The sequence below is a fragment of the Methylococcus sp. S1M genome, assembly GCF_051295855.1.
Taxonomy (GTDB): Bacteria; Pseudomonadota; Gammaproteobacteria; order Methylococcales; family Methylococcaceae; genus Methylococcus; species Methylococcus capsulatus.
Genome location: NZ_JBPDXO010000008.1, coordinates 1 through 26225 on the forward strand (window position 1 = coordinate 1; position 26225 = coordinate 26225).

Below are 26225 nucleotides of genomic sequence, written 5' to 3' on the forward strand. Positions count from 1 at the left end.
TGGCAACCGCCAGGTCGTCCAGATCGACGCACCGCTGATCCCGTCGTTCATGTAATCGCCTGGGGGAGTCCTTCGGGACTCCCCTGCCGGCGGTCAACGCCAAAACCCCCGGCCGGCAACGGTCGGGGGTTTTTTTATCGGCTGGATTTAGACGTTCAGGGGGCGACGATCGTCAAGCAACAAGGCCCCCACCAGGCCGGGGCCTTGTCGTCGAGCGTCGGCGGCGCCGTCAGCCCTCGGCGGTTCGCGAAGCCTTCTTGCGCTCGTGTTCCTGCAGGAGCTTCTTGCGGATGCGAATGCTCTGAGGGGTCACTTCCACGAGTTCATCGTCGTCGATGAATTCTATCGCCTGCTCGAGAGTGAATTTGATCGCGGGTGTCAAAAGGATGTTTTCGTCGCTGCCCGCTGCCCGGATGTTGGTGAGCTGTTTCGCTTTCGTGGGGTTGACCACCAGATCGTTTCCCCGCGTATGTACGCCCACGACCATGCCCTCGTAGACTTCATCGCCGTGTTCGACGAACAGGCGTCCGCGTTCCTGTAGGTTGAACAGGGAAAACGCCAGCGCTTTACCCTTTGTGTTGGAAATCAGCGCCCCATTGGTCCTCTGCCCAATCGCGCCCCTCTTGATTGGTCCGTAGTGATCGAACACGTGATACAGCAGGCCGGTGCCGGACGTAGTGGTGAGGAATTCGGTTTGAAATCCGATGAGTCCGCGGGAGGGGATGAGGTATTCGAGACGCACGCGTCCTTGCCCATCCGGCACCATGTTACGGAGGTCGCCCTTGCGCTCCCCGAGCTTTTCCATGACGGCGCCCTGATGTGTTTCCTCCACTTCTATCGTCACGAATTCATAGGGCTCACAAGGTTCGCCGTCGATTTCACGAATGATGACCTCAGGTCTGGAAACGGCCAATTCATAGCCCTCTCGCCGCATGTTTTCGATCAAAATCGAAAGATGCAGTTCACCTCGGCCGGAAACCGTGAATTTGTCCGGGTCGGCCGTATCCTCCACCCGCAGTGCGACGTTGTGGATCAATTCGCGGTTCAGCCTGTCCCGAATCTGCCTGGACGTCAAAAACTTGCCTTCCCTTCCCGCGAAGGGCGAATTGTTCACCTGAAAGGTCATGCTCACCGTGGGTTCGTCCACGGTGAGCGGGGGGAGCTGTTCGGCAAACCCGACCGCGCAAAGCGTATCCGAAATCTCGAGCCCCTCGATACCGGTGAAAGCGATGATATCGCCGGCGTTCGCCTCTTCCCTTTCGATGCGCTCCAGACCGTGGAACGCCAGAACCTGGAGAATGCGTGCGGCGCTCTGCCTGCCATCACGCTTGATCAGTGTGACGGGGGTATTCCTCTTGACGGTGCCTCGGCTGATTCTTCCAATGCCAATGACACCCACATACGAATTGTAATCGAGGCTGCTGACCTGCATCTGAAAGGGACCGTCGGTGTCCACGTCGGGCGGTGAGACATGATTCACGATGGCCTCGAACAGCGGCTCAAGCGTGCCTTCCGAGATATCCGGGCTGAGCCCCGCATACCCGTTCAAGGCCGAGCAGTAGATCACCGGGAAATCGAGCTGGGCCTCGGTGGCGCCAAGGCGGTCGAACAGATCGAAGGTCTGATCGAGCACCCAGGCCGCGCGGGCGCCGGGCCGGTCGATCTTGTTGATCACCACGATGGGATGCAGCCCCATGGCGAAGGCTTTCTGCGTGACGAAGCGGGTTTGTGGCATAGGGCCGTCCACGGCGTCGACCAGCAGCAACACCGAGTCGACCATGGAAAGCACGCGCTCGACCTCACCTCCGAAATCGGCGTGGCCGGGCGTGTCGACGATATTGATACGGTAATCCCGCCACTTGATCGCGGTATTTTTTGCCAGAATGGTGATGCCGCGCTCCTTCTCGAGGTCGTTGGAGTCCATGACGCGCTCGCCCACCCGCTCGTGAGCGGCGAAAGTGCCGCTTTGCTGGAGCAGCTTGTCTACCAAGGTGGTTTTTCCGTGGTCGACGTGGGCGATGATCGCTATGTTGCGTAATTTTTCTACCATGTTCCTAAAAGGGTGTCGGGTGGGGAAAAAAGAAAGCACCCGGCTTCGGGGCGAAGCCAGGTGCTTGTGAATAAATTGGACCGTGATTCAGCTCGCCGATTTCATGGGGAGCGACAGCCTCCCCCGATGGAAAAGCCGTCCGGAGGTGTTTGCTCTTTGGCGGGCACGGCCGGTGCGTTCCGCTTCCGGGACAGGGGCATGCTCGGATGGTCAGCTTTGTTCCCAGGGTAAACCTCGATAACGCCAACCTCCTCTCGAGCTTCGATGGCGGCTGTCGTCCAGAGGACCTTCGAAGCCTTCGCGGATATTGTACAGTTTCGAGTAGCCTGCCGCTGACAACTGCTCCGCGGCTTCTTGCGACCGCTGTCCGCTCCTGCACAGCAGCAGGACCGGCGTCGCAAGGTCGGGTACGATCTGCCGGACCCCTTCGAGGAAGTCGGGATTGACTAGCCAACCGGGGGCAAATTTCAAGGGAACGTTGTGTGCCCCAGGGGGGTGCCCGATCATCGTGAACTCGATGGGGTCACGCACGTCGATGAGGACGTGCTCGGGATGTTCCAGCATGAACTGCCAGGCGGCGGCGGGGTCGATTTGCTCGATCATGATTCGGGTCTCTGGGCTACAAGAAAAGCTTCGTCACGTTGGCCGGCATCCGGTCGGCCGGTCCGTGCTTCATCCCGGTAATAACGGATCAGCAATCCGTCGAAGAGCCGGATGAGCTCGTTGTCGTGCAGCAGGAAGCGCGGATTGTTGGGGCCGTGGTCGCTGCTCTTGGTCTTCACGAAAGTCTGATAGAACAACAAGCCGCCCGGTTTGAGCGCGCCGACGATCGTCTTCACCAGTGTCCGTTCGAGGAACCGGGTCACGACGATCACCTCGTAACTTCCGTTGGACCATTGGCCTTCCATGACATCGCCGACTTGGGCGTGGATGGGCAGACCTTCCAGGCGTGCGGCATGGGCGAGCGCTTCGATTCCCGCCTCGGACAGGTCGATGGCGTCCACCTCGAACCCCCGCCGGGCCAGAAACAGCGCATTGCCTCCGAGTCCGCAAGCGAGGTCCAGCGCTCTACCGCCACCCGGCAGGAGATGCTCGTTCTGGGACAGGACCATGGCGGCATCGGGGAACGGGCCCTTCCATTCCCGATAGATCCGGTCCCACTTTTGCCGGGGCGTCTCAGCGTCCATCGTCAGCCCCGCTGAGAATCTCCCTGAAACATCTGTTCGATGATCGGAATCACCTTCTTGTCGAGCAGGAACATGATGACATGATCCCCTTCTTCTATGACCGTGTCGTGATGGACCTGGATCACCTCTTTGTCTCTGACCAGGGCGCCCATGACCACGCCCGGCGGAATGGGGATGCGGTCGATCGGTATGCCGATCACTTTCGATTTGCCGGGCGTTCCATGTGCGACCGCTTCGAGCGCTTCGGCGGCGCCGTGGCGCAGCGAATGGACCTGGACTACATCGCCCTTGCGGATATGACGGAGCAGGGCGCCTATGGTGGATTGCTGGGGTGAAATGACCAGATCGATCTGGTTGGGATCGACGATGTCCGCATACGCGGCTTTGTTGACGAGGCTGATGACGCGCCGCGCGCCCAGGCGCTTGGCTAGCATTGCCGACAGGATGTTGGCTTCGTCATCGTTGGTAATGGCGCAGAAAATATCAGTGGTTTCGATGTTTTCACTCAGCAACAGTTCCTTGTCGGAAGCGTCTCCCAGCAACACCACGGTATTGGTCAAGTCGCCGGCGATCTTCTTGGCACGGTCGGCGTTTTTCTCGATGACCTTGACCTGATAGCGGTGTTCCAATGCCTGCGCCACCCGCTTGCCGACATGTCCGCCTCCGGCGAACATGAGCCGCCTGTAAGGTTTGTCGAGTTCGCGCAGTTCACTCATCACGTCGCTGATTTCTTCGGACGAGGCCATGAAGAACACTTCGTCGCCGTGTTCTATCGTCTGCCGCCCGTTCGGGATGATGGGACGGGCATTGCGGAAAATGGCGGTGATCCTGGCGTGGACATTGGGCATGTGCTGGTGAAGCTCGCGAATTTCACGGCCGACCAAGGGTCCTCCGGTTAGCGCCCGGACCGATACCAGTCGGATCTGTCCTTCGGCGAAATCCAGGACCTGGGAGGCACCCGGATATTGCAGCAGTCGTTCGATCATCTGGGTGACGATCTGTTCGGGGCTGATGACAACGTCTATGGGTACGCCGTCCTTCGAGAATATTTCCGGGTAGCTCAGATATTCGATGGCGCGCACCCGTGCGATCTTCTTCGGAATGTTGAACAGAGTGTGCGAGATTTGGCAGGCCAGCATGTTGGTTTCGTCATCGCTGGTCACGGCGATGAGCATGTCGGTATCATCCGCGCCTGCGCGTTTTAGCACCGTCGGGTGCGCCGCATTGCCCTGTACGGTGCCGATGTCGAAGCGGTCGTGCAATTCCCGCAGGACACTGGTCTGTTTGTCGACGACGACGATGTCGTTGTCCTCGCTGCAAAGGCTGGCCAGAACGCTCGTGCCGACCTGGCCGGCTCCCAGGATAATGATCTTCATCAGCGCTTGTCTTTGAACTTGATACCCAACGCATTGAGCTTCCGGTATAGATGCGTACGCTCCAGGCCGATGGCCTGGGACAGCCGGGCGACGCTGCCGCCGTATTTGTCCAGATGGTATTCGAGATAGGTCTTTTCGAAACGTTCGCGGGCTTCCTTGAGCGGAAGCTCGAAAAAGTCGGATTTGCCTTCCGCTTTCAGGGCGTCGGTCGTGCCGCCGAGGATGGATTTGACCTCCTCCAGTGAGACTTCTTCGCCGCTGCCCAGAATCAACAGCCGCTGGACCAGGTTTTTCAACTCCCGGACGTTGCCGTGCCAGGCGTAGTGACGTAAAAAATTTTGCACCGAGACCGGGAAACGCCGAAAGGGGAGCTTCTCCCGGCTGACGAAATAGTCCACATAAAACCGGAGCAATTCAGGGACGTCCTCACTGTGTTCCCGAAGTGGCGGAATCCTGAGCGTGACGGTATTCAGCAGATAGAACAGTTCCCGGCGGAAAAGCCCGGCGCGGACCGCATCGTCCAGGGGCACATGCGTCGATGCAACCAGCCGGAAATCGGTATGGATGGGTTCGGTGCCGCCGACGCGGTAAAACACGCCGGTTTCCAGCGCCCCCAGGAGGCGGACCTGGGTTTCCGGTTCGAGATCGGAGACATCCTCGAGAAACAGCGTGCCTCCGTGCGCCTGTTCCAGCAGTCCCCTGCGGATTTTTCCATTGTTTTCGCTGCCGAAGAATTCGATGGCGGATGCAGCGGGCGAAACGGTGCCGGCGGCCACTTCCACGAAAGGGCCGGAACGGCGCGAGCTGTGGGCATGCAGGTAACGCGCGGCGGTTTCTTTGCCACTGCCGGCCTCTCCGACCAAAAGAACCCGTGCGTCGTGCTGGGCGATGCGTTTGATCTGCTCCCGTAGCAGTTCCATCGACGCGCTCTTGCCCACCAGTTCCATGGGCGCCGTTTCGGCGGCGCGCTTCACTCCCACGGTTTCGTGCCTCAAGCGGACCGACTCCAGTGCTCGCTCCACGGTGATCAAAAGTTTCGCCATCGAGATCGGCTTTTCCAGCACGTCATGGGCGCCTAGCCGGGTAGCCTCTATGGCGGTTTCGACCGTGGCATGCCCGGACATCATGATGACGGGACAGTCGATCGCTCCGCTTTCCAGCCATTCCCGCAGCAGTGAAATACCGTCCTCGTCCGGCATCCAGATATCCAGCAGAACCAGGTCGGGCCGATGTTCCTGGACGGCCTGGCGGGCCGCGGCCCCGTTGTCGGCGGCGACCACCGTGTAGCCTTCGTCGGTGAGGATGTCCCGTACCAGTCCCCGGATGTCGGGCTCGTCATCGACGACCAATATGCAGCCTTGATTCATGATTTCCCTCCAGAGTTCCCGCCATTTGCTTCGGCTCCAAGGTCTGTTTCTGGGGCGGGGAACCGGATGATGAAACCGGCGCCCTGCCGGAGTCCGTTTTCCACGCGGATGGTCCCGCCGTGTTCTTCGATGATCTTTTTGACGATCGCAAGTCCCAGACCGGTGCCCTTGGTTTTGGTGGTGACATAGGGTTCGAAGATCCGATCCGCCTGCTCCTTCGGAATGCCGGGGCCATTGTCTCGGACGGTCAGTTGTACGAAGGCTTCGCCCTGATCGACCGTCTTGCGAAGAATAAAGCACATCTTACCTTGTGTGGACGGCGTCAGGGCTTCCTGCGAATTCTTGATGAGATTGTGCAGGACTTGACGCAGCTGCAGCGGATCGCCCGAAATCCTGGGCAGGCTCGGTTCTTCATCGATTTCGAAACTCATGCCGGATTGCGGCGGGTACAACGCCACCACTTCTTCCACGATTTCGGCCAGCGCGACTCGCCGGAGCTGGATGGTCGAGGATCTCGCGTATTCGGCGAAGGCATTGACCATGGCTTTCAGTGCCTCGACCTGATGCACGATGGTGCGGGTCGAACGGTCCAGGATTTCCGCGTCGCGCTCGTCGAGCCGGCTGGCCAGCTTGTGATGCAGACGTTCGGCAGAGAGCTGGATTGGGGTGAGCGGATTTTTGATTTCGTGGGCCAGCCGTCGGGCGACCTCGCTCCAAGCCGCCTGGCGCTGGGCGAGGATCAATGCCGTCACGTCTTCGAATACCACCACGGCGCCAAGTTTATCGCCGTTGCCATTGAACAGGGGGGTGCCATGGCAGTAGAGCTCTCGCCGACCCGAGGGACCGACGAAGGACATTTCCCCCTCCCAGTTACCGGTGCCTTTTTCCAGCCAGCGCTCGATACGCTCCAGCGTTTCGGTGAGATAGGGATGGTCGGTTTTGAGCCGGGAGAGCGGGAGACCCAGGTAGTCGTGGGCGGGAACGTGCAGGATCTCGTCCACTGCGTGGTTCGCGGTGAGAAGCCGGGATTCTTTGTCGAAGCTGAGTACGCCCGAGGAGAGGTTGGACAGCACGGTTTCGAGATAGGCGCGCTGGCGCTCGACTTCGAGCCGCGACAATCGGGCCTCCTCACTGGCCTGGGCGAGTTTTTCGGTCATCGTGTTGAACGACTCGACCAGGAAACCGAGTTCGTCTTTCGCCCGCACTACGAGGCGCTGGCCGTAGCGGCCTTCGGCGACTGCGCGCGTCCCCTGGGCCAGCCGTCGCACCGGTGCGACGATGCGGCGGATGCTCACGAATGCGACCCAGATGGCCGCCAGGAGGCTGAGCAGCAGCACCAACGACAGCGTGAGGATGAATGTGTGCTTGAGGGAACTGCGGAGGAACCCGAGTTCCTTGTAGTGAACATAGGCCGCTTCGACCGTGCTGGCCAGCTGGGAGATGCGCAGTGGTACCGGGAACACGGCCTGCAGAAACAGAGGGTCGTCGGAGGGGATGGCCACGACGGCGCGGATCTGCAGATTGCCGTCCGGGTTGGGTTCCAGCCGGATAAAGGATTTGCCGTGTTTCACCCGGAGCAGAACCCCGGTATCCGGCAGGTCGGGGAGGATGAAGCCCAGCTGAGAGCCGCCGGCGGCGATGATCCGCCCTTGCCGGGAAAACACCGTGAACTCACCTTCGCCCAGCTCGTCCCGAAGTTCGGTCAGGCGCAAGGGATATTCCATGATCGGGGCGAGCTGCAATTTGGCGGCCGCCTGTTCGGTTTGGTGCAGCATGGTGCGCATCCGCTCGTCGATTGCCGCCCGCCCCAGCTCCAGCGCGTCCTCCATGGCCTGATCGATGCGGACGTCGAACCAACTGTCGATGCTTTGTTTGAGAAACTGCATGGAGTAATAGAACACGATGGATGCCGGTGCCAGGCTGAGCAGGACGAACAGAAACGCCATGCGGGCCGTCAGATGGGAGCCGGCCGCGCGTCTGGCGAGCTGGCGGAGGAGTCCGTACACATTGACGACGACCAGCGTCAGTAACAGGATCGAACCGACCGAATTGATGAGGACCAGCAGCGAGTACATGCTGCCGAGCTGCGGCGAGCTCTGCGTGGCAGAACTCATCAGGTGCAGCGAAGCGACGATGGCCGTGAACAACGTGATCACGACCAGGCTGAGCGGCAGGCGGATTCTCAGTTTGCGAATGACCATCGGTACCAGGGGCTGTTCAGATGCCACTGGGGGGAGAGATAGGCGGTGGGACGTAACGGCAGGGGGAGTGACTCGATGTCCAGCGTCACCGAGAGGGCAGCGTGGTAGTCGCCGCTGTCGAACGGTCGAGGAGCCCGAACCGGCAGGTTTCTGATCCGCCCCAATTCCTCGAGGAGGGCGCGCAGCGTGGCGAAGTTTTCGGTCACTCCGGATTCCGCCGCCGTCAGCTGATAGGCGCGTGCCAAGGGGTGATAGCGTATGGTCCGCCGATGGTTCTCGGAGATCACGGTCTCATCCCACCACCAGGGTCTGGCTCGCTTCACCCGGAGACGCAGGACCAGGGTCAGGGGGACGCCGTTCTGCATGGCCTCGACGGCGGTTTCATTGAAATGGTAGTCGATGTCGGCATCGAGTCCCCAGGAGCGGTCCTCATGCTGAAACAGCTCGGCACGGCGCACGGTGAACCCCGGCTCGGCATTCCAGCCCGCCAGGGGGGCGAGAAGGCCGAACAGGGCCAGCCAGCCGGCGAACCTGTTCATCCCGTCTTGCGCAACAGGGCATAGTAGAAGCCGTCCATGCCGGATTCGCCGGTGAGAATCTGGCGGCCGTGGCGCAAGGGGATACCCCAGGCCGCGGGGAGCGGCAGTTCGGCCGCATCGTCGTGGGCTTCCAGAAAGCGGCTCATCTGCGCTTCGTTCTCGGCGCGAATGACCGAACAGGTGGCGTAGACCAGGATGCCGCCCGGTTTGAGCAGGGGCCAAGCGGCAGTGAGTATGGCTGCCTGAAGTTCGTTGAGTGTGTCGAGATCGACGGCCTGCCGCAGCAGCTTGATGTCGGGGTGGCGCCGGATGACGCCGGTTGCCGAACAGGGCGCATCGAGCAGGATGCGGTCGAAGGGCCGGCCGTCCCACCACGATTCCGGCGAGCGGGCATCGCCGGTGACCACCGCGGCGGACAGTCTTTCCCGTTCCAGATTTTCGCGGATGCGCGCGCACCGCTCGGCATCGCTGTCCACAGCGACGGCTTCGATGTCTCCCCGGCTGAGTTCGAGCATGTGCAGCGTCTTTCCGCCGGGAGCGGCACATAGGTCCAGAACCCGTTCGCCAGGCTCGGCTCCCACCAGCGGCGCTGCCAGCTGGGCTGCTTCATCCTGGACCGACACCCGTCCCTCGGCGAACCCCGGCAAGGCGTCGACCGGGACCGGCGATCCGAGGGTCAGCCCCCAGGGCGAGTGGCGGCAGGGACGGGCCGCGATGCCGGCCTCGGTGAGTCGGGCGAGGTAGCCGGCGCGATCGTTCATGAGGGGGTTGACGCGGAGCGTCATCGGCGGCGGGAGGTTGTTCTGCTGCACCAGGGTTTCCCACTGTTCGGGCCAGTCGGCGGCAAGCCGGTCGCGCAGCCAGGCGGGGTGGGCGTCCCGGCTCTCGGGGTCCTGCAATGCCCGGCTCTCCAGTTCTTCCTTGCGGCGCAGATAGTTCCTCAGAATGGCGTTGAGCAAGGGTTTCGCCCAGCTTTTCCGACCGGCGGCCTCGACCGTTTCCGAAACCGCGGCATGAGGTTTGACGTTCATGCTGCGCAGCTGATGGAGTCCGATCAGGGCCAGCAGCCGGATTTCCGGGTCGCGGATCGGTTTGGTCGCGAGTCTGCCGAGCAGAAAATCCAGGGTTTCGAAGGCGCGAAGTACGCCATAGCACAGTGATTGGACGAAGGCCCGGTCGCGGGCATCCGGCAGCGAGGGAAGCCGTTTCCCCAGCGCCCAGGTCAGCGAATGCCGGTCAACGACGACGTCGTGAAGCGCCGCTGCGGCCAGCGTGCGGCTTTTGGCCGTCATGTCCCCAGCCGTTTTCCGGCCAGCGCGTGGGCGTTGAGGAAGTCTTTGGCGCTCATCCGCCGCTTCCCCGGAGGTTGGACTTCGAGGATGCGCAGGGCGCCCCGTCCACAGGCCACATCGAGGTTTTTCGTGCAGGCGATGATGGAACCGGGCGGGGCGTCAGGGGCGGGGTCCAGAACCTGTGCCGACCAGATCCGCAGTACCGTTCCCTCCAGGGTCGTTTCCGCCACCGGCCAGGGATTGAACGCGCGCACCCGGCGGCTGAGGCTGGTCGCATCCTTTTGCCAGTCCAGGCGGGCTTCGGACTTTTCGATCTTTTCGGCGTAGGTGACCTGGCTCTCGTCCTGAATCTCACCGGTCAGGCGGTCGGCCGCCAGCCCGGGCAGCAGTTCGATCAGCATTTCGGCCCCGAGGCCGGCGAGGCGGTCATGCAAGCTGGCGGTGGTGTCGTCGTCGCCGATCGAGCAGCTCCGCTTGCCCAGCATAGGGCCGGCGTCCAGGCGCGGCTCGATGCGCATGAGGGTGACGCCGGTTTCCCGGTCGCCGGCGAGAATGGCCCGCTGGATCGGAGCCGCGCCGCGCCAGCGCGGCAGCAGGGAGGCATGGATGTTGACGCAGCCGAACCGGGGAACGGTCAGAACCGGCGTCGGCAGGACCAGACCGTAGGCCACCACCACCATCAGATCCGGCTCCAGGGCGACCAGTCGTTCCCGCTCCTCCGGCCCTTTCAGCGATGCCGGCTGGAACACGGGAAGGCCGTGCTCGATCGCGAGTCGCTTGACCGGGCTGGGCGCGATTTTGCGGCCGCGGCCGGCGGGCCGGTCGGGTTGAGTATAGACGGCACACGGCGGGTGGCCCGACGCGATCAAGGCCCGCAGGGTCGGGACGGCGAACTCCGGGGTGCCGGCGAATACGATTCTCATGGGGCCGTTGCTACGGTTGGGCGGATGCGGTCTGCTTTGGCCGCAGGCGGGGGATCAGCGTTCTTCGCTCCAGCGCGGGAGGGCGGTCAGACGGCTGCCGCAGTGCGCGGAGCCCTGTTGATCTCCCTCAGGCGCCGTTCTTTCTGGAGTTTCTTGCGTGCCATCTGGCGCTTCAGGGTGGAAAGATGGTCCAGGAACAGCTTGCCTTCCAGGTGATCCATCTCGTGCTGGATACAGACGGCCAACAGTCCCTCCGCCGACATTTCGAAGAATTCGCCATTGCGGTCCTGGGCGCGGACGCGGACCGACTCGGCTCGGGGCACTTTTTCGAAAATCCCGGGCACCGACAGGCAGCCTTCCTCCATCTCGCCGTTCCCCTGTTTTTCGAGCAGCTCCGGGTTGATCAGGCAAAGCGGCGCATCTTTCTCCTCGGAAACGTCGATGACGAGGATGCGCTTGTGCACGTTGACCTGGGTGGCTGCCAGGCCGACGCCGGGCGCTGCATACATGGTCTCGAACATATCGTCGACGGTCCGGCGCAGGGTGTCGTCGAACACTTCGACCGGTGCGGCCTTTTTGCGCAAACGTTCGTCAGGAAATTCGAGAATGGATAGAATGGTCACGGTGGCCTCTTCCGCCGGGCAGGCGGGAAACATAGCTGCTCGAGCAGGGAGGATTCTAACGAATTCCGCCGGGAGAATGAATCCAAGGCCTGATGCAGCGGGAAATACGTCATCTTGAACGGTAAGACAGGCAAACTCGGCTCCAGTTTCCTCCCGATGCCGCGAGAATACTCATGACCGCCAAGGTCGCAGCCGGCTTGGCGCTGCTCTTCGCCTGCGCCGTGACACCGGCAGCCGAGATCGTCCTCAATCCGGACCATCCGGATCGCTACCTGGTGCAGGCGAACGACACGCTCTGGGACGTCGCTTCCCGCTTTCTGCAGAATCCGGCACAGTGGTCCGAGGTGTGGTACCGGAACCCGGTCTTGGGCAACCCCGACCAGATTTATCCGGGCGACGTGCTCGTGCTCCGCCAGGGGGCCGGCGGGCCACGGATCGAGCTCGAAACCGCCCCGACCGTCCCCTTGAGTCCCGTCATCCGGGTGACTCCGCTGGTGCGGGAGGTCCCGGTCATTCCGGAGGACGCCATCCGAGCCTTCCTGACCCGGCCCAGGGTCTTGGACAGCGCCGACGCCGACACCCTCCCTTACGTCGTCGGGTTTCCGGACGAGCACATCTCCGGCGGCGCCGGTTACGGCCTCTATGCGCGAGGAGTCAGAGAAGCCAAGGGCAGCGTTTTGGCGGTCGTGCGGCCGGGTCCCGCCTATCGCGATGGCGTCACTGAAGAGGTGCTCGGCTATGAAGCCTTGTATATCGGGGACGCGCAGGTGCGCAGTGCCGGCGAGCCGGCGGAGCTTCTGCTGCTCCGTGCCGAGCGGGAGGTCGTGATCGGTGACCGCCTGCTGGCCGTCGAGCCGCAAGAGCTGACGACCTCGTACACGCTGCATGCTCCGGCGAAGCCGGTCGCCGGCCGGATCGTCGCTGTGCGCGATGGCGTGACCCAGATCGGGCAATACCAGGTGATCGTGCTGGATCGGGGCGGCAGGGACGGCCTGGAGGTCGGGCACGTGCTCGACATCTACCGTGAAGCCGATACGATCAAAGACTACGTCGCCGGCGGTTTCGGGAACGTGGTCGAGACGCCGCCGGACCGGTCGGGTTCGCTGGTGGTCTTCCGATCCTTCGAGCGCATCAGTTATGCGCTGGTCATGAAGGCCGTGAGGGCGATGCACATCGGTGACATCGTGAAATCTCCGTAACGACGGTCCGATGACAGAGGAGACCCTGCGCTGTTGGCTGGCCCTGGTGCGGCTACCTGGAGTCGGGCCGCGCCGCGCGGTGTCGCTGCTGGAGCGGTTCGGCTCGGTCTGCGCGGTGTTCGCACAGCCGCGGGATTCCTACGGAGGGCTGCGCTTGAGCGGGGAGGCTCTGGATCGTCTGATGCGCCCCCGCTGGGAGGAGGTCGAGGCGGATCTCGCCTGGCTGTCGCAGCCGGGACATGGCTGTCTCACCCTGCACGACCGCGAATACCCGGCTTTGCTGCGCGAGATCGCCGATCCGCCGGTGTTGCTTTTCACGCGAGGCGACGCCACCGTGCTGCGGCGCAAGCAGATCGCCATCGTCGGCAGCCGCAATCCCACGGCCATGGGGGAACGGACGGCGAGACGTTTCGCCGCGGCCTTGTCTCGGGCCGGTCTGGTGGTTACCAGCGGTCTGGCGGCGGGAATAGATGCTGCCGGGCATGAGGGCGCCTTGGAGGCCGGAAGTGCGACCGTCGCCGTGTTCGGATGCGGGCCGGACCGTGTTTATCCGTCCCGGCACCAGCGCCTGGCCGATGCCATCGTGGGCAGCGGCGGAGTCCTCGTGTCCGAAGCCCCCCCGGGCACTCCGCCGAGCCGGGAGGGATTCCCGCGCCGTAACCGCATCATCAGCGGCCTCAGTCTCGGCGTGCTGGTGGTGGAGGCGGCGCTGCAATCGGGCTCGCTCATCACCGCGCGTCAGGCGATGGAACAGGGGCGCGAGGTCTTCGCCATTCCCGGTTCGATTTTCGACCCCCTGGCTCGGGGCTGCAATGCCTTGATCCGAGAAGGAGCCAAACTGGTGGAATCGGTGCCGGACATCCTTGAGGAGCTCGGCGCGCTGGCGGGCTTCGTGGATCGTCAGGAGCGTCTGCCCGTCGTTCCGCCGGCGGACGCGGAGGCCGCGCGGATTCTGGCGCATATTGCCTATGCGCCGACGTCCGTGGATACTCTAGTCGCGGCAACAGGTTATACAGCGAACCTCATCGCCTCGAAACTCGTCCTGCTCGAGATGGAGGGCCATGTGGCGGCTGCGCCGGGCGGCGGATACTGCCGTATAAAGTAGGGAGTGTCCCGACGCTCCCCCACTCGAGAGGGCCAATGAAAGAAAATGTGTTTGATGTGTTGATCTATCTGTTCGAAAACTATCTGGACCGCGATACGGAGCAGGCGCCTGATCCCGATGAGATGCGGACCGAACTGTTGGAGGCGGGTTTCCCGCAGCGGGAGATCAATCGGGCGTTCGACTGGCTGGAGACGCTGGGTGCCCAGCAGCCGATGCGGGCGGCCTCCCTCCCGGCGTTCCGTATCTTTTCGTCGGAAGAGCTGGCCAAGCTGGACGTGGAATGCCGCGGCTTCCTGATGTTCCTGGAACAGAACGGCATTCTGACCGCGGCGAGCAGGGAAGTGGTCATCGATCGCCTCATGGCTTTGAACGAGGAAATCATATCGCTCGAAAACTTGAAATGGGTGGTCTTGATGGTGCTGTTCAGCCAGCCCAGCGAGGAGGTCGCGTTCGCGCGGATGGAAAATCTCGTTTATGAAAGTTTTCCCGGCTATATCCACTAACGCCCGGCTGACAGCTCCGGCCGCGACGCCGCGACCCGTTCCGGGAGCTGCCGTCTGAGGCGGGTTTCATACATTCATGGCTCAGCATCTCGTCATCGTCGAATCGCCGGCCAAGGCCCGGACGATCGAAAAATATCTCGGCAAGTCTTTCCAGGTCTATGCCTCCTACGGGCATGTGAGGGACTTGATTCCCAAGGAAGGCGCGGTCGACCCCGACCACGACTTTTCGATGAAGTACGCAATCATCGAGAAGAACAAGAAACACGTGCAGGCGATTTCCAAGGCCATGGAAAAAGCCGATGCGCTGTATCTCGCGACCGACCCCGACCGCGAGGGCGAGGCGATTTCCTGGCATCTCTATGAATTGCTGAAGGAACAGCAGGTTCTCGACAGCAAGCCGGTCCATCGCGTGGTGTTCCACGAAATCACCAAGCGCGCCATCACCGAAGCCGTCGAAAACCCCAAAACGCTTTCGACCGATCTCATCCACGCCCAGCAGGCCCGGCGGGCGCTCGATTATCTGGTCGGTTTCAAGCTTTCACCGCTGTTGTGGAAGAAGATCCGGCGCGGATTGTCTGCGGGGCGCGTGCAAAGCCCGGCGTTGCGGATGATCGTGGAGCGCGAACTCGAAATCGAGCGCTTCGAGGTCCAGGAGTACTGGACCATCGAGGCGGCGATCCAGACCGAAGACCAGGCACTTTCGGCCCGCCTGACCCATCTGGCCGGCGAGAAGCTGGAGCAGTTCAGCATCGTCAACGAGGCGCAGGCGCAGGCCACGCGGCAGAGTCTGCTGGACCAGGCCCGCGGCAAATTGCAGGTGGTCCGGGTCGAGGAGAGGGAACGCAAGCGCAATCCTGCCGCGCCTTTCACGACCTCGACCCTGCAGCAGGAAGCGGCCAGGAAGCTCGGCTTCACCACCCGCCGGACCATGACCGTGGCCCAGCAGCTTTATGAGGGTATCGACCTGGGCGGCGAGGCGGTGGGGCTCATCACCTACATGCGTACCGATTCGGTCAATCTCGCCCAGGAGGCCGTCCAGGAATTGCGCGCGCTGATCGAGTCGCGCTATGGCAAGGACAATTTGCCCGCGCAGCCGCGGCTTTACAAAACCAAGAGCAAAAATGCCCAGGAAGCACACGAGGCGATCCGTCCGACTTCGGCGTTCCGGACGCCGGAGTCGGTCAAGGCACATCTGACGCCGGATCAGTTCAAGCTCTACAGCCTGATCTGGAAGCGCAGCGTGGCCTGTCAGATGGTCCATGCCACCTTGAACACCGTCACCGTGGACTTCGCCTGCGGCAGCGTCGACAACCTGTTCCGCGCCACCGGTTCGACGGTGATCCATCCGGGCTTCATGTCGGTGTACCGGGAAGGACGGGACGACATGCCGGAGGAAAGCGACGAAATCTATCTGCCCAAGCTGGTGGAAGGGCAGGAAGTCGACCTGAAGGACGTGACTCCTTCGCAGCATTTCACCGAGCCGCCGCCCCGCTACACCGAGGCCAGTCTGGTCAAGGCGCTGGAGGAATACGGCATCGGCCGGCCGTCGACCTACGCGACCATCATTTCGACGCTGCAGCAGCGGCATTACGTCGAGCTGGAAAACAAACGCTTCCGTCCCACCGATCTGGGGCGGGTGGTGAACAAGTTCCTGACGGAGCATTTCAACCGCTACGTGGACTACAACTTCACCGCCAACCTCGAAGACGACCTGGATGCGGTGTCGCGGGGTGAGAAGGACTGGATTCCGCTGATGCGGGAATTCTGGGGACCTTTCCATGCCCTGATCGGCGAGAAGGATGAAAGCCTGAAACGGGCCGACGTGACGCACGAGGCGATCGACGAGAAATGCCCGGAATGCGGAAGCCCGCTTTCGATCCGGCTGGGGCGCAACGGCCGGTTCGTCGGCTGCACCAACTATCCGCAATGCAAATACACGCGGAATCTGGCCGGCAAAGAGTCGGAGCAAACCGAGCCCGAGGTCGTGGAGGGAAGGCAGTGTCCCAAATGCCATTCGCCGCTCGTCATCAAGACCGGGCGCTATGGCCGCTTCATCGGCTGCAGCGGCTACCCCGCCTGCCGCCACATCGAACCGCTGGAGAAACCCACCGACACCGGCGTGCCCTGCCCCGAATGCGGACAGGGGACCCTGACCAAGCGCAAGTCCCGCTTCGGCAAACTGTTTTACTCCTGTTCGACTTATCCCAAATGCAGCTATGCGGTGTGGAATCCGCCGATCGCCGAGGCCTGCCCCGCCTGTCAGTGGCCCGTGCTCACACTGAAGACCACCAAGCGCCGCGGCACCGAGAAAGTCTGCCCGCGCAAGGAGTGCGGTTATGCGGCGCCCTACGAGGGTGAGCCGTTGACCGATTTCGCTGCCTGAGCATCGGTTCCGCGCATGGGCTGGATTTCCGGCTTCCGCCTGAGGCTTGCCGCGAATGCGCTGCGCAACGGCCGGATCGTGGCCTACCCCACCGAGGCCGTTTACGGTCTGGGATGTGATCCGTTCAATGAGGATGCCGTCCGCAAGCTGCTGGCGCTCAAGCGCCGCAGCCAGACCAAGGGCCTGATCCTGATCGCGGCGGATGTGGAAGCCGTCGAGTCACTGGTCGACCTGGCCCGCGTGCCGCTCGGCGCCGAGGTCCGCGCGGGCTGGCCCGGTCCCACGACCTGGCTGATCCCGCCCCGCCCGGGCATTCCCGACTGGCTGCGCGGTGCCCATGATTCCCTGGCGGTCCGCGTCACCGCTCATCCCGTGGCGGCGGCGTTGTGCCGCGTTTTCGGCGGGGCGATCGTGTCGACCAGCGCCAATCTGTCTGGACACCGGCCCGCTCGAACTCCCGTGCGGCTGTGGTGCCAGTTTCCCCGGCGGGCGATCCATTTCCTGCCCGGCCGCCTCGGCGGCGCCGTTCGTCCCACCGCCATCTTCGACGCCATGAGCGGGCGGCGTATCCGCTGAGCGGCGTCTGTCGCAGATCCGACAAAGGCGCGTCCAGGCGCCGCCCGAATGTCGAAATCAGCCGGCACGGATGCTTCCGGCAGGATCGTACCGGAGCCTGCGAATCCCGCCAGACCACGGTCTTCGGAGCTCTTCGCGCACTCGCCGAGGCGATGGAACGCTGTTTGCTGGGAATCGTCAGACGATCCCGGAATGTGAGGAGCCACCATGCTCGAAATTGCCATCGTCGGCGGCGGACTGTGCGGCTTGGCGCTTGCTCAGGGCCTCGAGGCCAGGCGGTGCGACTTTGCCCTGTTCGAGGCTCGCGGCCGTCTGGGCGGACGCATCCTGTCGGTGCATAGCGAAAAGGCCGGGATGGCGCTGGACCTCGGGCCCGCCTGGTTCTGGCCGGATATTCAGCCGCGCATGTTCGAGCTGGTGACCGATCTCGGCTTGCGCAGCTTTCCCCAGCACGATACGGGGGAAGTCCTTTACCTCACCGATCACGACAGTGCGCCGGATACACTGAGCCGGCCCGGTCTGCACGGGGGCGCCCAGCGTGTCGAAGGCGGCATGGCGAGCCTGGTGGCGGCGTTGAGCCAGCGCCTTTCTCCCCAAGCATTGAGGCTGGGTCATGAGCTGACCGCCGTGACCGACCGCGGCGATCACGTGGAACTGTGCTTCGTCCATGGCGGGAAAACCATCGTCGTCGCCGCGCGCCGGGCGGTGCTGGCGTTGCCGCCGCGCCTGGTCGATGAGCGCATCCGTTTCGAGCCGGCCCTGGACGGCAAGGTACTCGAAGCCTTGCGTGACACCTATACCTGGATGGCCGACCAGGCCAAGGCACTGGTGGCTTACGACAAACCGTTCTGGCGCACGGCAGGCCAGTCGGGAAATGCTTTCGTCCGGCATGAGCATGTTGTTCTGGGCGAAATCTTCGATGCCTGTGACGCCAACGCCATGCGGGCCGCCCTGGGCGGCTTCGTGGCACTGCCCCCGGCGGCGAGGGTCGCGTTGTTGCCGGGCATGCCCATGTTGGTTTCGAGCCAGATGGTACAGGTCTTCGGCAGTGCGGCCGAGCATGGCGAGCTGCACTTCCAGGACTGGGCGGCGGAGCCCTATACCTGCAGCCGGAGGGATCACGTGCCGCTGGACAACCAGCCGGAATATGGCCACCCTCTGTTGCGGCGGCCGCAATGGGGGGGGCGGCTGCATTTCGGTGGTTCCGAGACCGCGAGCTACGGCGGCGGCTACCTCGAAGGCGCACTGGAGGCGGCCGCCCGGCTCCAGAGGGGCCTCATCGTGGAGCAGACTCGGCTCGCAGCGGCTGGCGGGTGGAACGAGCAGGCTGTTGCCGGCTTCGGCGAGTGGGTGGCTGCTCAGCGCGGGGTCGCGCTCGAACGCTACAAACGTCTGGTCCATCAGAATCTCGCGAGCCAGCGTGCCGAGCAGCTCACTCAGCGGGCCGTGCTCGGCGTCATGGAGCAGCTTTACAGCGAAGCCTTGGCAAGACTCGACGGGCTTTCCTTCCATCCCCCTGCCGGAAGTATCGAAACCGGCCTCGCGGCACTGGCGCAAGACCTGCTGGCGCCCTTCGTCGGTTTCAACAAGTTCCTGCTCGATGAAGCCATTGCATTCAATGGCAGTTCCTGTGCACTGTCCAATTTTCCGTCCGAGTGCCGGCCTTCGTCCGACTATCTGGAAACCACGGCGCGCGATCTGGCGGCCGCCTGGCGTGAGTTCGCCTACGACGTGAACGTCCTCCTGGCGGGCCGCTTCATCGTGCGGACGGCGGCATGATGGAGGAGCGCCCGATGCTTGAACTGGACGTGAAACTGAGCCGGGGCCATTTCGATCTGTCCGCCCGGCTTGCCATCGACAGCCCGATGACCGCATGTTTCGGACCGCCGGGCGCCGGGAAGAGCACCTTGCTGGGCATGATCGCCGGCGTCGTCATGCCGCAGCGGGGCTGGATCCGGCTGGGCGGCGAGACGGTCTTCGACAGCCGCCGAGGCGTGCGGATGCCGGCGGGCCGCCGCCGGATCGGCCTCGTGCGGTTCGATCCGGCCAGCCATCCCCGGCAGACGGTCGGCGAACTGCTTCGGGATACCCACCGGAATTCGGTTCGAAGGGGCACCTTCGGATTCGCCGGCGTGGTCGATCTCCTGGAACTGGAGCCTCTGCTCGACAGTGGCATTCAGTCCTTGCCCGCCGGCGACAGACAGCGGGTGGCACTGGCGCACGCGCTCATCCCGGCGCCGCGCCTGCTGCTGCTCGACGATCAGCTCGAAGTCTCGGGTGTCTCCAACTCGGCCCTGCTGCCCTATCTCACGCGGATCCGAGATGAACTGAACGTTTCCATCATCTACGTCAGCCATTCCCTGGGCGAGGTATTGCAGCTCACCAACCGCATGGTGCTGATGGTCAACGGGCGCGTACTGGGATTCGGGGACCCGCATGAAATCATCACCGACAAGATCCTTTCCGCCGGCGCCCCGTTACAGGGCATCGAAAACGTGCTTCCCGTGACCGTGCTGGGCCATGAAGCCGAAAATGGCTGCACGATCGGCTACTACCACGGCAGCGAGCTGGTGCTGCCGATGGCCGCGCATCTGGCGCCGGGTGATTCCGTCGATGTGTCCATACGCTCCAGCGACATCGCGCTGTCGAAGCAGTATCTGCGGGGAACGTCGATCCAGAACCAGATCAAGGGCCGGCTATGCGCTGTCATCCGCACGCCGGGCCACGCGGTCGTGCAGATCGACTGCGGCATCACCCTGCTGGCGGGCATCTCGCTGAAAGCGCTCCACGCAATGGCTTTGCGGGAAGGAGACACCGTGTATTGCCTGATCAAGGCGCATGCGTTCTCCTACCTGGGCAACCCGTCAAGGGACGGACAATCCCTGGACTCCAGGGAAGTATCACTCGTTCACTGAAGCATCGGGCTCATTCCCAAGGCAGAGATCGATGAGTACCTTTATCAAGAGCACACAGGACGGCCGCAAGGTCGAAGTCATCGGACTGGCCGTATGCCTCGACGGCCACAAGGAAGCCACCCGTCTGGTTCCCGTCAGCGAGCACCCCAACCGGGAGGCGATCCTGGCGGCGGTGCCGGCGGCCACCCACATGGCGGGCCGGCTGCCCCTCACGGCGGAGGAGGCCGCCGCCGCCCAGGCGGCTCTGGATGCGGCGCGGGAAGCTTATGCGCGCAGCCCCAAGGGGCTTTCGGAACGCATTCGCGCGGTCCAGAACCAGGCCCTGGCCAACCGCGACGGCTGACCATCCCGCATTCGGGGATGACGAATCCTTACGAAATCTACGACCTGCTGCAGGATTACGCCGGTGCGCCGGTGCCGGTGGGTACGGTCGTAATCGGTCTGGTCTGGACGCTTTGCGAAGCCGATGCGGTGGGGCTCTCGATGAGCCCGGGCGTTCAGACCCGGACGCTTCCCTGGGCCGGTACGCTGCGCGGCAAGACTCTGTCCGAACTGGTCGCCTGGGTGCGGGAGTTCGACCCGTATCGGGCCACGGTGGGCATGGCGGCCGTCAATGCCGGCATCAACCGGCTCGGTAGGCTTCCGGACGGCGTGACGCTGGCGCCCAAAGACGGCGCGGAGAACAACCTTGCCGTCTTCGAGCATTTCCTCGGCGAGATGCGCGGCAAACGGGTCGTGGTGATCGGCCGTTATCCCGGACTGGACCGCTTCGCTCATGCGCATGCCCTGAATCTGACGGTCCTGGAGCGCCAGCCCGGTCCGGACGACCTGCCGGATTCGGCCTGCGAGTACCTCGTTCCGGAAGCGGACTGGGTGTTCCTCACCGCCACCTCGATTCCGAACAAGACCTTTCCGCGTCTTGCGGCCCTGGCACGCGATGCCACCACGGTACTGATGGGACCGACCGTTCCCTGGCTGCCGGAACTGCGGCATTTCGGCATCGACTATCTGGCCGGCGTGGAGATCGTCGATACCGAAGTCCTGAGGGATACCGTGTGTGAAGGCGGGGGCGTGCGGATTTTCGATGCCGGGGTGCGTTACCGGATCGCGCCGATCGGCCCGGAATCCACCAAGGCATGGGCCCGCCATATGATCGCCCAGGCGACGGCGGAGCGGGAGCGTCTCAAAAAAGACATGGAGGCATGGTACGGCCGGGGCAACGCCGCCCGTTTTCCGCAGTATGCGCAACTGGAAGCGGTCGACCGCCGTCTGTCGCGTCTCGATACCTGTTTCAAGCGGCTCTGGGACGCCTCCCCCGACCCCTGACGGTACGGTTTTCCGCCGTTTCTCTACGAGCCGATGCCACCGGCCGTCATTGGATGCGTCAATAACCATTCAATTTGACGGGTTTTGTCGCGGCAGTACAATGCGGTCGGAATCAAGCCTTTTGTGGAGACGGTCTCGATGGTTGCTGAAGTCAGAGTTTCGCCCGAACACGATGCGGACGCGCCGGTCCGGTTCGACGGCCACCTGTTGGACCGGCTCTGTAAGGACACATTGGCTTCTCCCGGCGACGCAGTCCTGCTGGACCGGCTGCGCCAGGCCTATCCGGGCTATCCGCTGCATATCGCCCGCCTGGGGCACCAGTGGTACCGCCTGGGCGGCATCGTCAAGCCGAACGGCGCGAGAGTCGCGGCGGACATCGGTGAGTGGGCGGAGCGCACCTACATCGAATGCGGGCAGAATTTCAACACGCTGTTGGCCCACTGTGAGGAAGGCGGTTTCCTGGCCACCCACCACACCGGAGTGACCCTCTACCTGGTGGCCCAGACCGGACCCCGGGCGGAGGATTTCGTCCAGATCGAAGTGGACCGGACCCAGGAAACCGCGGACCGTTACCTGGTCGCCCCGGAAAATCCGCCGGAGGATCTGGAGGGGTTGATCGATCCCATCGACCCGGTGGGAGTCCAGCCGTTCGCAGTGGGGGCCGCCCGCTACACCTACCGCCGCAAGACCGAAGTGGCCCTGTTCATGCGTGAGCTGGGGCGGCATCGTGCAGACCGTCACCCCGCCCAGCGTTTCATGGACGACTGGAATGCCAGCAGCGCGGGCCAGCACAAGGCTTTCTGCGAAGACTGGAGTCTGCGCCTGTTCCAACACATCGGCCGCCATGGCGAGCAGGTCATGAACGTCGAGATCGTCCTCAACCGCACCCGCGAAGTGCCGCGTCTGGAAGGCCCGGACGGCAAGAAAGGCAAGGCCCTGGCGGTGCTCCTCAACCGCTTCGATGCGCAGGCGGGCCATCCCTTCGCCTGGTACTTCTACATGCTCAAGGGGCTGGTTTCCCCGCATGTGGGCGAAGCGGTGCAGCGCGATCTGGCCAAGGACTACGCCTATCTGCCCGACCGCGACACCGTCGTGCTGAAGCAGTGGGCCACGGCGCCTTACTGTCTGTGAGTGGCGCTTGCCGCCGGCCTAGGCCGCGGTCCTGAACTGTGTTAGAAATCCCGGGAGGACGAACGGAGTGCAGGCAGACGAGAATGAAGTTCCTCCCTCAGTGGGTGCGCAGGTCGTGGTGCAAAGCGTTCGCGGTGGTGTTGGCGCTGACCGGACTGTACGCGCTGCTGGGGTTTCTAATACTGCCCAAACTGGTCGAGCAGTTTGCTCCGGAGCTGGCCGCCAGGTATCTCAAACGGCAGCTCTCGATCGCCGAAGTCGGCTTCAATCCGTTCCGCTTCAGTCTCGAGCTGCGGGGCTTCGTCCTGGCTGAGGTTTCGGGCGAGCCCTTGCTGAGTTTTGGCCGCCTTCTCCTCGATTTCGAGCCGGCCAGCCTTCTGGAAGACACCTGGACGTTTTCCGAAGTTCTGATCGAACAGCCGTCGGCCGACCTGGTGGTCGATGAGGAGGGGCGGCTGAATCTCGCAAGGCTCGGCGACGAGTTGCCCAAATCGCCGGAAGCCGAGAAGGGGGAGGGCCAGCCCCCGGCTCTCAGTTTCAAACATCTATCGATGGTCGGTGGCAAGGTCAGGTTCGCCGACCGGTCGAGGACGGCGCCTTTCGACGAGACCTTCGAGTCCATAGATATCGAAGTCGCCGACCTGTCCACCTTGCCCGAGGTCCAGGGAACCCAGCACTTGACCGCCAAATTCCGTGAGCGCGCCGTCCTAGACTGGCAGGGCAGGGTATCGATCAATCCGCCCTATTCGGAGGGTCGATTGCGAGTCGGAAACTTCCCGCTCGCGGCCCTCTGGCCATTCGTGAAGGAAAGGCTCGCTCTGGCCGAGCCGGGCGGTGAACTGGGGGGCGTCGCGCACTACAGGCTGGCCGAAGGGCCGGCCGGACTCGCTTTGAGCGTGAGTGACCTGAGCGCGCAGATCGAGGGACTGAAGCTGACTCCGGAGGGAGGTTCGGAACCGATACTGGCGCTGGGCCGCCTCGAAGCGAGGGAGGCCGATTTCGACCCGGCAAACCGTCTGGTCCGCATGCCGAAGTTCGAGATCCGCGAAGGCCGCCTGCGGGCGGCCGTGGACGAAGCCGGCGAAATCGACTGGCTGAAATTGTTCAGGCCGAAGGCAACGGCCGCCGCCTCCGCCCTGTCGAACGATCAGCCGGAGCCCCCGTGGCGGATCGAGGTCGGCGCTTTCGGTGCGGCCAAGATCGGCGTGGATTACGCCGATGCCAGCCGGCATTCGCCGATCCACCTCGGCATCGGCGCGCTCGATCTCGCGTTTGCCGCCGCCATCGAGGTTGGGACGGAGGATTGGAAGGCGGCGATAAGCCGCCTGGCCCTCCGCCTGGACAATATCGCGCTGAGCACGGCCGGCGCTTCAGGACAGGGGGATGACCTGGCGACACTGGAATCGCTCTCGGTCGAGGACGCGAATCTGGACTTGGCCAAACGCGAAGCCGCCATCGGCCGGATCGTGTTGAAAGGCGGCGGCACCCGCATCGTGCGCGATACGACGGGCGGCATCATGCCGGCGGCGGCGCTGGCGCCCAAGTCCGCCGGCAGTCGTCCTCCTCGACCGTCGGAGAGAGGCGCATGGCGCTATGCGGTGCAGCAGTTCGTCCTCGAGGATTTCGGTTTGGCCTTGGCCGACCGGACCTTCGCCCCGGCAATCGCTTACGACCTGGAAAATATCCAGCTGAGCTTGGGGCCGATCGCCAGTGACGAGGGGAGACCGATGAGTTTCGGCGCGGCATTCGTGGTCGGGCAGGGCGGGGAGTTCAAGGCTTCGGGTTCCATTTCCCAAAGCTTGGACCAGGCCGAGGGGACAGTCCGGCTGGGGCGGATCGATCTCAAGTCCCTGCATCCCCTGGTGGCCCGCTTCTCGGGCCTCGAGCTCGAAAGCGGGGATTTGTCCGCGCAGCTCGAATTCGGCTACCGGCGGGATGCCGGCACGGCCTTGAAGGCCAAGGGCGATTTGAGCGTAGGCGGACTGCTGTTGAAAGAGACCGCCACCGGCAAGCGTTTCCTGTCGTGGAAGAATCTGTCCGCGGAAGCGCTCGACTTTGGCCTGGCGGAAAGGCGGCTGGCGGTCAAACAGGTGCGCGTCGCCGAGCCGGGCTGGAATATCGAGATCTTCGAGAACCGCTCCACCAACATCCAGAGGGTTGTCGCCGGCGGCCGCCCGGCCGGCGCGGCCCCGAAACCGGTCGGAGGCCGGCGCCGGTCGGAAAAGCCCGAGCCGTGGCTCGTCACGGTGGAAGCCGTTCGGGTCGAGAAGGGCGACATCGATTTCAGCGACGGATCGCTGGTTCTTCCCTTCGCCACCCATATTCATGATTTCTTCGGTACCGCGGCGGGCCTTTCGACCCGGTCCGAGGCGCGGGCGCTGCTCCAGTTCCATGGACAGGTCGACCGCTACGGCGCGGTCGACGTCTACGGTCAGTTGAGTCCACTGGCGCCGAAACATTTCGGCGACGTCAGCGTGGCGTTCCGCAACGTGGATATGCCTTCCCTCTCACCCTACAGCGCGACCTTCGCAGGCCGGGAGATCACCTCGGGCAAGCTCAATCTGGACATCCGTTACCAGATCGACGACGGCCGGCTGAGGAACGACAACCGGATCGTGCTGGAACGATTCGCCCTGGGTGAGCGGATCGAGAGCCCCAAGGCGGTCTCGCTGCCGCTCGACCTGGCGATCGCGCTGCTGACCGACGGCGATGGCAGGATCGACGTATCTGTTCCCGTCGAGGGTGATCTCGGCAATCCCAGATTCGACTACGGCAAGGTGATCTGGGAGGCTTTCGTCAACGTGGTTACCCGGACGGTCACCGCGCCGTTCAGGGCCTTGGGCCGCCTGTTCGGCGGCGATGGCGAGGAGATCGGGGGCGTGCTGTTCGAACCCGGCAGCGCCGACGTCGGGCCGCCGGAACGCGAGAAGCTCAACAAGGTCATGGTTGCCTTGGCACAGCGTCCTCGGCTCAGTCTGGAAGTGCATGGCGGAGTCGATCCGGAGTTGGATGGTCGTGCGCTGAAGTCCTCGCAGGTACGGCGGTCCGTTGCTGCAAAGCTGGGTTTCCGGTGGTCGCCGGAGGAGGAGCCGGGGCCGGTCTCCTTCGACAGTGCCGCCACCCAGTCGGTACTCGAAGAGCTGGCCGGCGAGCAGGGCGGCCCGAATGCCGTGGAGGAGGTTCAGTCCGCCTTCGCAAGGAAGGAAGGCAGAAAGGCCGAGCGCATCGGTCGCATTTCCGCACTGATGGGGCGCCCCAGCCCGGATTCGGCGTTCTATCGGGCCTTGTTCGACCATCTGGTCGAAACCGCGCCGCTGTCGGCCCAGGATTTGGCGACTTTGGCCGGCCGCCGTGCCCGGGCGGTGGTCGGCGTGTTGACGCAGCGGGGCGCGCTGGACCCGGGCCGCATCCGGATCGGCGAGACCACATCCGGTGATGTCAGGGACCGGCGGATCGTCACCCGGCTGGCCGTGAAGCCCGGAGGGAGCTGACCCCGCACGACATCGGTACGGGAATGAATGGGGCGGGC

Annotated in this window: 21 protein-coding genes; 11 read left to right on the plus strand and 10 right to left on the minus strand. The window is 63.6% G+C overall.

Features of this window, described 5'->3' with window-relative positions:
• Positions 1–229: 229 nt before the first annotated feature.
• The 10 genes from typA to def all read right to left on the minus strand — a co-directional run bounded on the left by typA (position 230) and on the right by def (position 11558).
• Entirely contained in the window at positions 230–2050 is a 1821-nt protein-coding gene (gene typA, locus ACSHWJ_RS13135; protein ID WP_218798381.1) for a translational GTPase TypA, read from the minus strand.
• A gap of 210 nt (positions 2051–2260) precedes the next feature.
• Positions 2261–2653, minus strand: coding sequence for a rhodanese-like domain-containing protein (locus tag ACSHWJ_RS13140; protein ID WP_017365604.1), 393 nt, complete (start codon positions 2651–2653; stop codon positions 2261–2263).
• Positions 2650–3237: a class I SAM-dependent methyltransferase gene (locus tag ACSHWJ_RS13145; protein WP_010962049.1), complete on the minus strand. Its 588-nt coding sequence runs from the start codon at positions 3235–3237 to the stop codon at positions 2650–2652. Before ACSHWJ_RS13145 ends, ACSHWJ_RS13140 begins: the two co-directional genes overlap by 4 nt.
• Positions 3238–3239: 2 nt before the next feature.
• Positions 3240–4613 carry a Trk system potassium transporter TrkA gene (gene trkA / locus ACSHWJ_RS13150; protein WP_010962048.1) on the minus strand — a complete coding sequence of 458 codons (1374 nt, stop codon included), beginning with the start codon at positions 4611–4613 and terminating at the stop codon, positions 3240–3242.
• Entirely contained in the window at positions 4613–5980 is a 1368-nt protein-coding gene (locus tag ACSHWJ_RS13155; RefSeq protein WP_010962047.1) for a sigma-54-dependent transcriptional regulator, read from the minus strand. The genes trkA and ACSHWJ_RS13155 overlap by 1 nt, the downstream gene beginning before the upstream one ends.
• Positions 5977–8181 carry a sensor histidine kinase gene (locus tag ACSHWJ_RS13160; protein ID WP_218798380.1) on the minus strand — a complete coding sequence of 735 codons (2205 nt, stop codon included), beginning with the start codon at positions 8179–8181 and terminating at the stop codon, positions 5977–5979. The genes ACSHWJ_RS13155 and ACSHWJ_RS13160 overlap by 4 nt, the downstream gene beginning before the upstream one ends.
• The gene (locus ACSHWJ_RS13165; RefSeq protein ID WP_017365600.1) at positions 8163–8720 is read right to left on the minus strand and encodes a DUF4390 domain-containing protein; all 558 of its coding nucleotides are present in this window, start codon (positions 8718–8720) and stop codon (positions 8163–8165) included. Before ACSHWJ_RS13165 ends, ACSHWJ_RS13160 begins: the two co-directional genes overlap by 19 nt.
• On the minus strand, positions 8717–10012 hold the full coding sequence (rsmB, locus tag ACSHWJ_RS13170) for a 16S rRNA (cytosine(967)-C(5))-methyltransferase RsmB (protein ID WP_010962044.1): 1296 nt from the start codon (positions 10010–10012) through the stop codon (positions 8717–8719). Before rsmB ends, ACSHWJ_RS13165 begins: the two co-directional genes overlap by 4 nt.
• The gene (gene fmt, locus ACSHWJ_RS13175) at positions 10009–10935 is read right to left on the minus strand and encodes a methionyl-tRNA formyltransferase (protein WP_432539923.1); all 927 of its coding nucleotides are present in this window, start codon (positions 10933–10935) and stop codon (positions 10009–10011) included. Before fmt ends, rsmB begins: the two co-directional genes overlap by 4 nt.
• A gap of 86 nt (positions 10936–11021) precedes the next feature.
• Positions 11022–11558, minus strand: coding sequence for a peptide deformylase (def, locus tag ACSHWJ_RS13180; RefSeq protein WP_010962042.1), 537 nt, complete (start codon positions 11556–11558; stop codon positions 11022–11024).
• 173 nt (positions 11559–11731) lie between these two features.
• On the opposite strand from def, the gene ACSHWJ_RS13185 reads away from it, so the two are divergent.
• From ACSHWJ_RS13185 to ACSHWJ_RS13235, 11 genes are all read left to right on the plus strand, one after another.
• Positions 11732–12757, plus strand: a complete 1026-nt coding sequence (locus ACSHWJ_RS13185) for a LysM peptidoglycan-binding domain-containing protein (protein ID WP_432539922.1) — start codon at positions 11732–11734, stop codon at positions 12755–12757.
• A gap of 10 nt (positions 12758–12767) precedes the next feature.
• Entirely contained in the window at positions 12768–13862 is a 1095-nt protein-coding gene (gene dprA, locus ACSHWJ_RS13190) for a DNA-processing protein DprA (protein WP_432539921.1), read from the plus strand.
• Between the two features lie 35 nt (positions 13863–13897).
• Positions 13898–14365, plus strand: coding sequence for a DUF494 family protein (locus ACSHWJ_RS13195; protein ID WP_010962039.1), 468 nt, complete (start codon positions 13898–13900; stop codon positions 14363–14365).
• A 76-nt stretch (positions 14366–14441) separates the two neighbouring features.
• Positions 14442–16748 carry a type I DNA topoisomerase gene (topA, locus tag ACSHWJ_RS13200; RefSeq protein WP_218798378.1) on the plus strand — a complete coding sequence of 769 codons (2307 nt, stop codon included), beginning with the start codon at positions 14442–14444 and terminating at the stop codon, positions 16746–16748.
• Positions 16749–16763: 15 nt separating this feature from the next.
• Positions 16764–17324 (plus strand): L-threonylcarbamoyladenylate synthase, encoded by a 561-nt coding sequence (locus ACSHWJ_RS13205; protein WP_017365593.1) that lies wholly within the window; start codon positions 16764–16766, stop codon positions 17322–17324.
• 207 nt (positions 17325–17531) lie between these two features.
• Entirely contained in the window at positions 17532–19103 is a 1572-nt protein-coding gene (locus ACSHWJ_RS13210) for a flavin monoamine oxidase family protein (RefSeq protein WP_218798377.1), read from the plus strand.
• 14 nt (positions 19104–19117) lie between these two features.
• Positions 19118–20239, plus strand: a complete 1122-nt coding sequence (locus ACSHWJ_RS13215) for a molybdenum ABC transporter ATP-binding protein (RefSeq protein ID WP_218798376.1) — start codon at positions 19118–19120, stop codon at positions 20237–20239.
• 31 nt (positions 20240–20270) lie between these two features.
• Positions 20271–20582 (plus strand): hypothetical protein, encoded by a 312-nt coding sequence (locus tag ACSHWJ_RS13220; RefSeq protein WP_017365590.1) that lies wholly within the window; start codon positions 20271–20273, stop codon positions 20580–20582.
• 17 nt (positions 20583–20599) lie between these two features.
• Positions 20600–21565 carry a DUF364 domain-containing protein gene (locus ACSHWJ_RS13225; RefSeq protein WP_218798375.1) on the plus strand — a complete coding sequence of 322 codons (966 nt, stop codon included), beginning with the start codon at positions 20600–20602 and terminating at the stop codon, positions 21563–21565.
• A 138-nt stretch (positions 21566–21703) separates the two neighbouring features.
• A complete protein-coding gene (locus ACSHWJ_RS13230; protein WP_010962032.1) occupies positions 21704–22696 on the plus strand; it encodes a hypothetical protein in 993 nt (330 codons plus the stop codon).
• Between the two features lie 83 nt (positions 22697–22779).
• Positions 22780–26187, plus strand: a complete 3408-nt coding sequence (locus ACSHWJ_RS13235) for a DUF748 domain-containing protein (protein WP_218798374.1) — start codon at positions 22780–22782, stop codon at positions 26185–26187.
• The last annotated feature ends 38 nt before the right edge of the window (positions 26188–26225 follow it).